12 protein-coding genes and 1 pseudogene are annotated in these 12,213 nt (G+C 72.7%); 11 read left to right on the forward strand and 2 right to left on the reverse strand.

The window, feature by feature from the left end:
• Positions 1 to 23 precede the first annotated feature (23 nt).
• The 10 genes from FXF52_RS13625 to FXF52_RS13670 all read left to right on the forward strand — a co-directional run bounded on the left by FXF52_RS13625 (position 24) and on the right by FXF52_RS13670 (position 8,037).
• Positions 24 to 821: a 2-keto-4-pentenoate hydratase gene (locus FXF52_RS13625; protein WP_148797099.1), complete on the forward strand. Its 798-nt coding sequence runs from the start codon at positions 24 to 26 to the stop codon at positions 819 to 821.
• A gap of 73 nt (positions 822 to 894) precedes the next feature.
• Positions 895 to 1,839 carry an acetaldehyde dehydrogenase (acetylating) gene (locus FXF52_RS13630; RefSeq protein ID WP_148797102.1) on the forward strand — a complete coding sequence of 315 codons (945 nt, stop codon included), beginning with the start codon at positions 895 to 897 and terminating at the stop codon, positions 1,837 to 1,839.
• A complete protein-coding gene (gene dmpG, locus FXF52_RS13635) occupies positions 1,836 to 2,906 on the forward strand; it encodes a 4-hydroxy-2-oxovalerate aldolase (RefSeq protein ID WP_148797105.1) in 1,071 nt (356 codons plus the stop codon). Before FXF52_RS13630 ends, dmpG begins: the two co-directional genes overlap by 4 nt.
• On the forward strand, positions 2,903 to 3,676 hold the full coding sequence (locus FXF52_RS13640) for a 2-keto-4-pentenoate hydratase (protein ID WP_148797107.1): 774 nt from the start codon (positions 2,903 to 2,905) through the stop codon (positions 3,674 to 3,676). The genes dmpG and FXF52_RS13640 overlap by 4 nt, the downstream gene beginning before the upstream one ends.
• Before the next feature lie 127 nt (positions 3,677 to 3,803).
• Positions 3,804 to 4,232: a RidA family protein gene (locus tag FXF52_RS13645; protein ID WP_148797110.1), complete on the forward strand. Its 429-nt coding sequence runs from the start codon at positions 3,804 to 3,806 to the stop codon at positions 4,230 to 4,232.
• Positions 4,229 to 4,753: a 3-hydroxyanthranilate 3,4-dioxygenase gene (locus FXF52_RS13650; protein WP_148797113.1), complete on the forward strand. Its 525-nt coding sequence runs from the start codon at positions 4,229 to 4,231 to the stop codon at positions 4,751 to 4,753. Before FXF52_RS13645 ends, FXF52_RS13650 begins: the two co-directional genes overlap by 4 nt.
• Positions 4,753 to 5,763, forward strand: coding sequence for an amidohydrolase family protein (locus FXF52_RS13655; protein WP_148797116.1), 1,011 nt, complete (start codon positions 4,753 to 4,755; stop codon positions 5,761 to 5,763). Before FXF52_RS13650 ends, FXF52_RS13655 begins: the two co-directional genes overlap by 1 nt.
• 49 nt (positions 5,764 to 5,812) lie before the next feature.
• A complete protein-coding gene (locus FXF52_RS13660; protein WP_148797119.1) occupies positions 5,813 to 7,276 on the forward strand; it encodes an amidase in 1,464 nt (487 codons plus the stop codon).
• A gap of 73 nt (positions 7,277 to 7,349) precedes the next feature.
• Positions 7,350 to 7,637 carry a hypothetical protein gene (locus tag FXF52_RS13665; RefSeq protein ID WP_148797234.1) on the forward strand — a complete coding sequence of 96 codons (288 nt, stop codon included), beginning with the start codon at positions 7,350 to 7,352 and terminating at the stop codon, positions 7,635 to 7,637.
• Positions 7,624 to 8,037, forward strand: a complete 414-nt coding sequence (locus tag FXF52_RS13670; RefSeq protein ID WP_148797121.1) for a DUF5130 family protein — start codon at positions 7,624 to 7,626, stop codon at positions 8,035 to 8,037. Before FXF52_RS13665 ends, FXF52_RS13670 begins: the two co-directional genes overlap by 14 nt.
• Positions 8,038 to 8,102: 65 nt before the next feature.
• Here FXF52_RS13670 and FXF52_RS44040 read toward each other — a convergent pair.
• Together FXF52_RS44040 and pepN are read right to left on the reverse strand one after the other, a co-directional pair.
• Positions 8,103 to 8,680, reverse strand: a pseudogene (locus tag FXF52_RS44040) (Uma2 family endonuclease).
• Positions 8,681 to 8,749: 69 nt separating this feature from the next.
• Complete coding sequence (gene pepN / locus FXF52_RS13680) at positions 8,750 to 11,299, reverse strand: aminopeptidase N (RefSeq protein ID WP_148797124.1); 2,550 nt, start codon at positions 11,297 to 11,299, stop codon at positions 8,750 to 8,752.
• A 223-nt stretch (positions 11,300 to 11,522) separates the two neighbouring features.
• Between pepN and FXF52_RS13685 the strand changes: the two genes are divergently transcribed.
• Positions 11,523 to 12,146: a DsbA family protein gene (locus tag FXF52_RS13685; RefSeq protein ID WP_148797127.1), complete on the forward strand. Its 624-nt coding sequence runs from the start codon at positions 11,523 to 11,525 to the stop codon at positions 12,144 to 12,146.
• The last annotated feature ends 67 nt before the right edge of the window (positions 12,147 to 12,213 follow it).

The following is a 12,213-nucleotide window of genomic DNA, read 5'->3' on the forward strand; positions in this document are numbered from 1 at the left end:
AGCGAGCGCAGCGAGGAGCGGGGATGACCACTGTCGACATCGAGGCCGCGAACCGGGAACTGGCCGTGGCCCGGCAGGAGGAGAAGCCGTGCCCGCCCCTGCGGGGGCGGCTGCTGCCGGAGGGCGACATCGAGGCGGCCTACCAGGTGCAGCAGGTGTACACCCGGCAGCGGCTCGGCAAGGGCCACCGCCGGGTGGGGGCGAAGATCGGCCTGACCTCCCGTGCGGTGCAGGAGAACTTCGGCGTCTTCCAGCCCGACTTCGGGGTGCTCTTCGACGACATGGCGGTCGGCGACGGCGTCGAGGTGCCGATGGGCCGGCTGCTCCAGCCCCGGGTGGAGGCGGAGATCGCCTTCGTCCTGGGCGCGGACCTGCCCGACGAGCGGGTCACCACCGTCGACCTGATCCGGGCCGTGGACCACGTGCTGCCGGCCATCGAGATCGTCGACTCGCGCGTCGCCGGGTGGGACATCTCCATCGTGGACACCGTGGCGGACAACGCCTCCAGCGGGCTCTTCGTGCTCGGCACCGCGCCCCGCCGGCTCGCCGACGTCGACCTCCGGCTGTGCGGCATGGTGCTGGAGCACGCCGGAGAGCCGGTCTCGGTGGGCGCGGGCGCGGCCTGCCTCGGCAACCCGCTGCACGCGCTGAAGTGGCTGGCCGGGACGATGGCCCGCGCCGGCGACCCGCTGCGCGCCGGTGACGTGGTGCTCTCCGGCGCGCTCGGCCCGATGGTGCCGGTCACCCCCGGTGCGGCGTACGAGGCCCGGATCTCCGGGCTCGGCTCGGTCCGGACCTGTTTCTCGAAGGAGACGCGATGAGCGAGCGTCAGCGAGCGAATCATCCACGCCTGGTGGTGCCGCATGGCGACCCGGAGCGAAGCGGAGTGTCGGCATGAGTGTGGGCGTGGCCGTGATCGGTTCCGGCAACATCGGCACCGACCTGATGATCAAGGTGCTGCGGCTGAGTGACAGCCTGCGCATGGTGGCCATGGCCGGCATCGATCCGGCCTCGGACGGCCTGGCCCGGGCCCGGCGGCTCGGCGTGGCGACCACCGCCGAGGGCGTGGACGGCCTGGTGGCGCTGCCCGAGTTCGCCGACGTCGAGCTGGTCTTCGACGCCACCTCGGCCGGCGCGCATCAGCGCAACGACGCGGTGCTGCGGGCGCACGGCCGCACCGTGGTCGACCTGACCCCGGCCGCCCTCGGCCCGTACGTGGTGCCCCCGGTCAACCTGGACGAGCACCTGCACCAAACCAACGTCAACATGGTCACCTGCGGTGGGCAGGCGACCGTGCCGATCGTCGCCGCCGTCGGCCGGGTCACCCCGGTCGCGTACGGGGAGATCGTCGCGTCGATCGCCTCGAAGTCGGCCGGGCCGGGCACCCGGGCCAACATCGACGAGTTCACCGAGACCACCGCCCGGGCCATCGAGGTGGTCGGCGGCGCCGAGCGCGGCAAGGCGATCATCGTGCTGAACCCGGCCGACCCGCCGCTGCTGATGCGGGACACCGTCTACTGCCTCTGCCCGGATGTCGACGCCGACCGGTCCGCCATCGCCGCCTCGGTGGCGGGCATGGTGGCCACCGTGCAGGAGTACGTCCCGGGCTACCGGCTCAAGCAGGACGTGCAGTTCGACCGGGTCGACACGTACGTGCCGTCGCTGGGGCGGCACCTGACCGGACTCCAGGTCTCGGTCTTCCTGGAGGTCTCCGGCGCCGGGCACTACCTGCCCGCGTACGCCGGGAACCTGGACATCATGACCTCGGCGGCGCTGCGTACCGCGGAGCGGCTGGTGGCCCTGCGGCGCTCGAGCACGACGGAGGTGGCGGCGCGATGACCGACCTCTACATCCAGGACGTGACGCTGCGGGACGGCATGCACGCCATCGCGCACCGGTACACCGTGGACCAGGTGCGGACCATCGCCGCGGCGCTGGACGCGGCCGGGGTGGCCGCCATCGAGGTGGCCCACGGCGACGGCCTGGCCGGGTCCAGCGTCAACTACGGCCACGGCGCGGCCAGCGACGCCGACTGGATCTCCGCCGCCGCCGAGGTGCTGACCGGCGCGAAGCTCACCACCCTGCTGCTGCCCGGGATCGGCACCATCGCCGACCTGAAGGCGGCCAAGGCGCTCGGGGTGACCAGCGTCCGGATCGCCACCCACTGCACCGAGGCGGACATCTCCGCGCAGCACATCTCCTGGGCCCGGGAGAACGGCATGGACGTCTCCGGGTTCCTGATGATGTCGCACATGAACGACCCGGCCGGGCTGGCCGCCCAGGCCAAGCTGATGGAGTCGTACGGGGCGCACTGCGTCTACGTGACCGACTCCGGCGGCCGGCTGCTGATGTCGGACGTGGCCGAGCGGATCGACGCGTACCGGCAGGTGCTCGAACCGGAGACGCAGATCGGCATCCACGCCCACCACAACCTGTCGCTCGGGGTGGCGAACAGCGTGGTCGCGGTGGAGCACGGCCGCATCCTCGGGGACGGGCCGCTCGGCTCCCCGTCCGGCCGTACCGTCCGGGTGGACGCGTCGCTGGCCGGGATGGGTGCGGGGGCGGGCAACGCCCCGCTGGAGGTCTTCGTGGCGGTCGCCGAGCTGCACGGCTGGAAGCACGGCTGCGACGTGTTCGCGCTGATGGACGCGGCCGACGACCTGGTCCGCCCACTCCAGGACCGGCCGGTCCAGGTGGACCGGGAGACGCTCTCCCTGGGCTACGCGGGCGTCTACTCCAGCTTCCTCCGGCACGCCGAGCGCGCCTCCGCCCGGTACGGGGTGGACGTCCGCTCGATCCTGGTCGAGCTGGGCCGGCGCCGGATGGTCGGCGGCCAGGAGGACATGATCGTGGACGTGGCGCTCGACCTCGCCGGTCGGCGTGCGGAGCAGGGGGAGATGGCGTGATCGGTCCGGACATCGCAGGGATCGCCGAGAAGCTGGGCGCGGCCGCCGACACGGCCACCGCCATCCCGCAGCTCGCGGCCGAGGCCGGCCTCGACGTCGACGCCGCGTACGCGGTGCAGGCCGCGCTGGTAGAGCGCCGTCTCGACCGGGGTGAGCGACTGGTCGGGCTGAAGATGGGGCTGACCAGCAAGGCGAAGATGGCCCAGGTCGGCGTGGACGAGGTGATCTGGGGCCGGCTCACCGACGCGATGCGGGTCCCCGACGGCGGCACGGTCGACGTGGGGGCCTTCATCCACCCCCGGGTGGAGCCCGAGGTGGCGTTCCTGCTAGACCGCCTGCCCAAGCCCGGCAAGCCGGTCGGCGCGTTCACCGACGCGGTGCGCGCAGTCGCCCCGGCGATCGAGCTGATCGACTCCCGGTACGCCAACTTCACCTTCTCCCTGCCGGACGTCGTCGCCGACAACACCTCGGCCGCCGCGTTCGTGGTCGGGCCGTGGTCGCCGGTGCCGGACGGGCTGGACAACCTCGGCGTGCTGCTGGAGATCGACGGCCGGGTGGCGCAGGTCGGCTCGACCGCGGCGATCCTCGGCGACCCGCGCCGGGCCTTGGACGAGGGGGTCCGGCTGGCCGGCCGGCACGGCGTCCGGCTGCGTGAGGGCTGGGTCTTCCTGGCCGGCGCCGCGACGGCCGCGGTGCCGCTGCGCCCGGGCGCCCACGTCCGTGCCGTGGTGGAGAAGCTCGGCACCGCCTCGCTGCGGGCTTCGTCATGATCGGCGTCGGGGGTTCCGGGCAGCCCACCCGGCTCCGGGCGGTCAGGCTTGATCCCTCCGCCGGGCGGGCTGCCCGGAACCCCGTCGTGCTCGTTGTCCGCGCGTCGGTGCCGGGGGGTGGTCTGTCGTGAGTGGGGAGGCGCGGGTGGTGGCCGGCAAGGCGGTGCCGCGGGGGGCGTTTCCGCACGTCAAGGTGGCCGGGGGGTTCGTCTTCGTCTCCGGTACGTCGTCGCGGCGGCCGGACAACACCTTCGCGGGTGTGGCGGTGGACGAGTTCGGCACGACCAACCTGGACATCCGGGTGCAGACCCGGGCGGTGATCGAGAACATCCTGGACCTGCTGCGGTCGGTCGGCGCCGACCTGTCCGACCTGGTCCAGGTCACCAGCTACCTGGTCAACATGAATGACTTCGGTGGATACAACGAGGTGTGGGCGGAGTTCTTCGACGCCACCGGGCCGACCCGGACCACGGTGGCGGTGCACCAACTGCCGCATCCGCACCTGCTGATCGAGATGCAGGCCGTGGCCCTACTTCCGTCGGGAGGTCAGTCGTGAGTGAGATCGCCGAGCCGTTCAGCTTCCAAGGCTGGATCGGGGAGAACCAGCACCTGCTCAAGCCGCCGGTGGGCAACAAGGAGATGCTGCCGGGCAGCGATGACTTCATCGTCATGGTGGTGGGCGGCCCCAACCAGCGCACCGACTTCCACGTCGACCCGTACGAGGAGTTCTTCTACCAGGTCAAGGGCAACATGCACGTCAACCTGATGCTGCCGGAGGGCCCGCGTACGGTGCACATCCGCGAGGGCCAGATGTGGATGCTGCCGCGCAACACCCCGCACTCGCCGCAGCGGCCCGAGGCCGGCTCGATCGGCATGGTGATCGAGCGGGTCCGCGAGGAGGGCACGCTGGAGAAGTTCCAGTGGTACTGCCCCGAGTGCAGTCACCAGGTGCACGAGGTGGAACTCCAGGTCCGCGACATCGCCGCCGACCTGCCCCCGGTCTTCCAGGCGTTCTACGCCGACGAGAAGGCCCGCACCTGCACCAACTGCGGCGCGCTGCACCCGGGCAAGGGCTGATGCCGGGACCTGTCGTGGACGTGCACACGCACGTCGTACCCAAGGGGTGGCCGGACCTCGCCGCGGCGTGCGGCGGGTCCGGCTGGCCCTGGCTGCGGGTGGACTCCGAGCGCGCGGCCATGATCATGGTCGGCGAGACGGAGTTCCGGCCGGTCGGCGCGGAGTGCTGGGACGCGGAGACCCGGCTGGCCGACATGGCCGCCGACGGCGTCGACGTGCAGGTGGTCTCGCCCACCCCGGTCTTCTTCAGCTACGACCGCCCGGCGGACCAGGCGGTCAAGGTGGCCCGGATCTTCAACGACCTCACCCTGGCGGTCACCGCCGCCGGGGGCGACCGGCTGGTGCCGTTCTGCCAGGTGCCGTTGCAGGATCCGGACCTGGCCTGCGCGGAGCTGGACCGCTGCCTGGCGGCCGGCCACGTGGGGGTGGAGATCGGCAACCACGTCGGCGACCGCGACCTCGACGACCCCGGCATCGTGCAGTTCCTTACCCACTGCGCGCAGGTCGGCGCCCCGGTCTTCGTGCACCCGTGGGACATGCCGGCAGGCCCGCGGCTGGACCGCTGGATGGCCCGCTGGCTCACCGGGATGCCCGCCGAGACCCACCTGTCGGTGCTCGCGCTCATCCTCGGCGGGGTCTTCGACCGGGTGCCGGAGACGCTGCGGATCTGCTTCGCGCACGGCGGGGGCAGCTTCCCGTTCTGGCTGGGCCGCGCCGACAACGCCTGGCACCGCCGTGGCGACCTGGTACGCGGCGCCTCCACCGCCCCGCCCAGCTCCTACGTCGATCGGTTCTGCGTCGACTCGGTGGTCTTCGACCCGGCGGCCCTGCGGCTGCTGGTCGACACCATGGGAGAGGACCGGGTGCTGGTGGGCAGCGACTACCCGTACCCGCTGGGGGAGCGGCCGGTCGGGCAGGTGGTCCGCAAGGCGGACTTCCTCACCGCCGACCAGCGCGACAAGCTCCTCTCCCGCAACGCCCTGCGCTTCCTCGGCCTGGAGCGGGCATGACGCCCGTGTCGGAACAGCACCCGACGGTCGCAGCGGGCAGGATGGGGGCATGGCCGAGCCGCACGACCTGACCGCGCTGGAGCAGGCCGCCGCGGCCCGCCGGGGCGAGCTGTCCAGCGTGGAGCTGGTCGAGCACCACCTGCGCCGGGTCGAGGCGCTCGGCGACACCGTCGGCGCGTTCGTCACCGTCACCCCCGAGCGGGCCCGGGAGGCGGCCCGGGCGGCGGACGCGGTGCCGGTGGACCGGCGCGGCCCGCTGCACGGCGTACCGACGGCCATCAAGGACCTCACGCTGACCGCCGGGGTGCGGACCACCTTCGGCTCGGCCGCCTTCGCCGACTTCGTGCCGCCGGTCGACGCCGACGTGGTCCGGTTCATGGCCGCCGCCGGGCTGGTCAGCCTCGGCAAGACCACCACCTCCGAGCTGGGCTGCTCGCTCTACTCGGAAGGGCTCGTGGCCCCGCCGGCGCGCAACCCGTGGCGCCTCGCGTACACCGCGGGCGGGTCCAGCGGCGGTGCGGCGGCCGCGGTGGCGGCCGGGCTGGTGCCGGTGGCGCAGGGGTCCGACGGCGGCGGCTCGCTGCGCATCCCCGCGGCGCTCTGCGGCCTGGTCGGCTACAAGCCGAGCCGGGGGCTGGTCTCCGGCGGCCCGCTCGGCTTCGGCGGGTTCGGGCTGCCGGTGAACGGCCCGCTCGGGCGGACCGTCCCCGACGTGGCCGCGCTGCTCGACGTCCTGGCCCAACCGGTGACCGGCGAGCCGTACCTGCCGCCGACCGCGCCCGCCGGTGGCTACCTGCGGGTGGCCCGCGACGCGGCGCCCGGGCGACTGCGGATCGGCCGCTTCACCACCCCGATGCTCGCCGACGAGCCCGTCCACCCCGACTGCGTGGCCGCCGTCGACCGGGCCGCCGTGCTGCTCACCGCGGCCGGCCACGAGGTGGTCGAGGTCCCCGCGCCGCTCGGCCCGGCGGCGTGGCCGCTCTTCGAGACCCTCTGGTACGTCCTCGCGCTCTCCCCGGTGCCGCCCGAGCGGGAGAGCGACCTGCTGCCGCTGACCCGGTTCCTCCGCGCCCGGGGCGCGGCCGTCGGCGCCGGCCCGCTGCTGGCCGCGCTCGGCGAACTGCAGGCCCAGGTACGCCTCGGCGTCCGCCGTACCGCCGGCTGTGACCTGCTGCTCTGCCCGACCCTGGCCGCGCCGCAGGCGCCGGTGGGCGCGTTCGCCGCCCTCGACCCCGTCGAGGATTTCGACCGGCAGCGCCGCTTTTCGCCGTACTGCGCCATCTTCAATGTGACCGGCGACCCGTCCGTTTCGCTGCCGCTTGGCCGGACCGGCGACGGGCTGCCGGTCGGGGTGCTCCTCACCGGCCGGTACGGCGAGGACGCCACGCTGCTCGCCACTGCCGCGCAACTGGAGCACGGCTGTGGCGGATGGGATCAGCACCCCGCAATCTGGCGGGCGGTCGGCTCCGCTAACGTGAACAGCACAAGCGGGGTCGGGGACCCGTCATCATGATCGTCACCCGACCCGGAAAATTCCTGGTCTCTCTTTCCGCCTGGGGGCGTTGGGATTGTCTGTTACCGACACGTTGCTGGTCTTCGCTGGCATCCCGGCGGTCGCGGTGCTGGTGATCGCCGGGCTCGCATACGCCGGCGCCCGCCGCGGCGGCGGTGGCGGCGCCAAGCGCTACCGGCCGGGCCGGCCCTTCGAATTCACTCCGGTCTGGTTCCTGGGCCGTCCGGAGCAGCTGGCCGACTCGGCCGGCACCGTGCTGGCCGCCGGGGCGCAGGCGCCGGCGCTGACCAGCCGCAAGCAGGAACTGGCCGGCCGGGAGGCGCCGGCCGCGGGCACCGGAGGCGCAAGTGACCGTTGGTGAGATGCAGACCGAGGCCGAAACGGGCGTCCCGCCCCAGGTGCTGGACGGGCCCTTCTCGACCCGTCAGCTGCTCCGCATCGACGAGGCGCTCCGCCTGGCCGACCAGGGCACCGGGCTGGTCTTCTCGGTCTACGTCGGCGGCCTGGACGAGCCGATCCGGGAGCACGCCGAGCGGCTGCACCGGCAGCTCGCCGAGCCGGACCGGTCCGTGCTGATCGCCGTGTCGCCCAACCAGCGGCAGCTGGAGATCGTCACCGGCCGGTACGCCCGCAAGCGCATCCCGGACACGTACGCCAAGCTCGCCGCGCTCTCCATGGTGGCGTCCTTCGGCGGCGGTGACCTGGCCGGCGGCATCATCCAGGGCCTCGACCAGCTCGCCAGCCACGCCGGCAAGGGCTGATCCTTCCTCGTACGACGAAGCCCGCCCCGCGGAATGCCGTGGGGCGGGCTTCGTCGTACGGTTGGTCAGCGGGGCCAAGCGGACGGGTCGAGCCGCATTGGCCACGGCTCGGTCACCTCGACCGGGTCGTCCGGCCCGACCGTGCCCACTAGGTTGTAGTGGACGCCCTTGACGAGCGTGTACCGGTAGACGATCGGACCGAAGTCGCCGCGCTCCACCCGCCAGTAGGCCGGGATGCCCGCCTCAGCGTAGAGCGCGGGCTTGGTCAACCGGTCCTGCCGTCGGCTGTTCGGCGACTCGACCTCGACGACGAGTGCCACGTCCTCAGCCTGCGTCCACATGCCGTCCGGGGGGCGCTCGGCCTCAGCACCGTGATGTCCGGTATCAGGTTGGCCCCCGGTGCTCGCAGCCCGGCCTCCCGGATGACCCACCAGCCGGTCGGTGCCGCCGCCTGAATCGCTGATCGGATCTCGTCCGCCAGCAACTGGTGTCCGTACCCCGGAGGTGGGGTCACGTGCAGGCTCCCGTCGATGATCTCGTAGCGGTTACCGTCTTCTGGCAGGTCGGAGAGGTCCTGTTCCCGCCAGCCACGCTCAGGTGGGCGCCACTCATAGGTCGGTTGTGCCATCACGTCCACCTCCATCCGTAACCATAACGGGCGGGGCCGGCGTGAGCGGTCGCCCACGCCGGCCCCGGCCGCGTACTCCTCGGGTCAGGCGCTGCGGGCGTCCCGGGCGCGGGCCTTCAGCGCGCGGAGCACGCCGTCGCGGCCCTCGGCGACCAGCCGGCGCAGCGGGGCCGGATGCCCCTCGCCCGCCAACCACGTGTCGGTCGCCGCGACCGTGTCGTCCGCCACCAGGTACGCCGGGTAGGCCAGCTGGGCGAACTCCTGGGCCGGCTCGCTGTCCCGGCTGCCCCAGACCTGGTCCACCTCGGCGAAGTACTTCTCCCGGTACGGCGCCACCAGGTCGACCTGCGTCGGGTGCGTGAAGCCCTGCAGCAGCGCCCGGTTGCGCCAGTTCGGCAGCGCCTCCGGGCCGGTGAGCGCCGCCCACACCGCCGCCTTGTTCTCCGCGGTCGGCACCAGGGCGTGGGCGTACGCGGCCTCCCGCTCGCCGCTGGCGGTGCGGTCCCGGGCCAGCTCGGCCTCCACCTCGGCGGCCCCGGCCGCGCCGTTGGCCACCAGCGACTGCAGCACCCCCCAGCGCAGCTCGGTGTCCACCGTCAGCCCGGCCGGCACCTCGACGCCGTCCAGCCAGCCGCGCAGCGCCGCCAGGTCCTCGGGGGAACGGGCCGCGGCGGTGTACGCCCGGGCCCAGGCGAGCTGGAAGCCGCTGCCCGGCTCGGCCGCGAGCAGCGCGGCCCGGGCGGTGCGGGCCAGGTCGGCCCAGCCGGTCGGCGCCCAGGCCGGGTCGGCGTAGAAGGTGAGCGTGGTGGTCGCCTGGCGCAGCGTGGCGGTGACCAGGTTGATGTCGGTCTCGGCGGGCAGGCCGGCCAGCACGAGCGCGACGTAGTCCCGGGCGGCCAGCTCGGCGTCCCGGACCATGTCCCAGGCGGCCGTCCAGCACAGCGCCCGGGCCAGCGACGACTCGAAGCCGCCGAGGTGCTGCACCACGGTCGCCATGGACCGCTCGTCCAGCCGCAGCTTGGCGTAGGTGAGGTCGTCGTCGTTGAGCAGCAGCACGTCGGCGGCGCGCGTGCCGCGCAGCGCGAACAGCTCCCTCGCCTCGCCGGTCACGTCCGCCTCGATCCGCTCCCGGCGGACCAGTCGCCCGTCGGTCAGGTCGTAGAGGCCCACCCCGATCCGGTGGGTGCGCAGCGTCGGGTATCCCGCCGGCGCCTCCTGGCGGACCAGCACCCGCTCGTAGCTGCCGTCGGCGCCGATCGTGACCTCCGGGCGCAGCGTGTTGACCTGCGCGGTCTCCAGCCACTGGGCGGCGAACTTGCGCAGCTCCCGGCCGGAGGCCGCCTCCAGCTCGGCGAGCAGGTCGTCGAAGGTGGCGTTGCCCCAGGCGTGCTTGCCGAAGTAGGCCCGCAGGCCGGCCAGGAACGGCCCCTCGCCGACGTACGCGACGAGCTGCTTGAGCACGCTGGCGCCCTTGGCGTACGTGATGCCGTCGAAGTTGACCTCGACCGCCTCCAGGTCCGGCATGTCGCAGTAGACCGGGTGGGTGGAGGAGAGCTGGTCCTGCCGGTAGCCCCAGTTCTTGCGGATCGACAGGAAGGTCGTCCACGCGTCGTGGAACCGGGTGGCGTTGGTGTTGCACCAGTGGCTGGCCCACTCGGCGAACGACTCGTTCAGCCACAGGTCGTTCCACCAGCGCATGGTGACCAGGTCGCCGAACCACATGTGGGCCAGTTCGTGCAGGATCGTGTTGGCGCGCTGCTCGTACTCGAAGTCGGTGACCTGCGAGCGGAAGATGTAGTGCGACTCGGCGTGCGTGACGCAGCCGAAGTTCTCCATCGCGCCGGCGTTGAAGTCCGGCACCCAGAGCTGGTCGTACTTGGGCAGCGGGTAGCGCACCCCGAACTTCTCGTGGAAGAAGTCGAAGCCCTGCTTGGTGATCAGGAACAGGTCGTCCGGGTCCAGGTACTGCGCCATCGAGGCCCGGCAGTAGACGCCCAGGTCGATGCCGTCGTGGCTGTCCCGCACCTCGTGGTACGGCCCCGCGCAGAGCGCGGTGATGTAGGTGCTCATCCGCGCCGACTCGGCGAAGTGGACGGTCTTGAGCGCCTCCCCGGCCGGCTCCTCCCGCGCCACCGGCATGTTGGACACCACCCGCCAGTGGTCGGGCACGGTGGCGTGCCAGGTGTAGACGCTCTTCAGGTCGGGCTGGTCGAAGCAGGCGTACACCCGCTGCGCGTCCGCCGTCTCGAACTGGCTGTAGAGGTAGGTCTCGCCGTCGACCGGGTCGACCGTGCGGTGCAGCCCCTGGCCGCTGTTCGAATACGCGAAGTCCGCGTCCACCACGAGGACGTTCTCCGCCGCCAGGCCGGGCAGGGTCAGCCCCTTCTCCGCCGACCAGCCGGAGATGTCCACGGGCTCGCCGTTGAGCGTGGCGGACCGGACCGAGTCGGCGGCCACCTCGATGAAGCTGCTCGCTCCCGGCTCGGCGCAGCGGAACCGGACCTCGGTCACCGAGCGGAACGTGCGGCCGGTGGCGGCCTGCACGGCGGTGGACAGGTCAAGGCTGATGTCGTACCCGGTCACGTCGAGCAGGCGGGCCCGCTCGGTGGCCTCGACCTGGGTCAGGTTGCGCACTCCCGGCACTGTTCGTCTCCATCCCACTCTTTATCGCCGCGCCCGCGGCGCCGGCCCGCCCGGCCCGCTCGTGACGGCCGGTCCGCACCGAGTCTTCCATGCGATGACACCCTCGGTGGTCGAGGTCACGCTCTCATTCCGGTACCGGTCGATGCCGCCCGGGGTGAGGATCGGAGGGAAGGCGCCGGAGGTCCGGCGCGCGGAGTCGTGAAGGGATATCACCGTGACCGAACGTGTCGCAGTGGACATGTGGTTCGACCCGATGTGCCCGTGGGCGTGGATCACCTCGCGCTGGCTGCTGGAGGTCGAGAAGGTCCGGGAGGTGGAGATCCGCTTCCACGTGATGAGCCTCTCCGTGCTCAACGAGGGGCGCGAGCTGCCCGAGCAGTACCAGGACCTGATGGAGAAGGGCTGGGGCCCGGTGCGGGTCTGCATCGCGGTGGAGCAGGCGCACGGCGGGGAGACGCTGGCGAAGCTCTACACCGCGATGGGCAACCGGATCCACCTGGGCAAGGAGGAACTCGGCCGGGACATGCTGGTCGGCGCGCTGACCGACGTCGGGCTGGACCCGGCGCTCGCCGACGCCGCCGAGACGAGCGCGTACGACGAGGCGCTGCGGGCCAGCCACGAGGCGGGCATGCGGCCGGTCGGCACCGAGGTCGGCACCCCGGTGATCCACGCCCCGGGCCCGGACGGCGGCCAGGTCGCCTTCTTCGGCCCGGTGATCACCCCGGCCCCGAAGGGCGAGGCGGCCGGCCGGCTCTGGGACGGCGTGCTGCTGGTCGCCGGCACCCCCGGCTTCTACGAGCTCAAGCGAACCCGGGAGCTGGGCCCCATCTTCGACTGAGCGGCAAGGCAGGGCGGTTGGCGCTTTCGATAGCGCAGGGCCCCTTGTTGACACCTTCGCGACCCCG

It is taken from the genome of Micromonospora sp. MP36 (assembly GCF_008119785.1).
Classification (GTDB): domain Bacteria; phylum Actinomycetota; class Actinomycetes; order Mycobacteriales; family Micromonosporaceae; genus Micromonospora.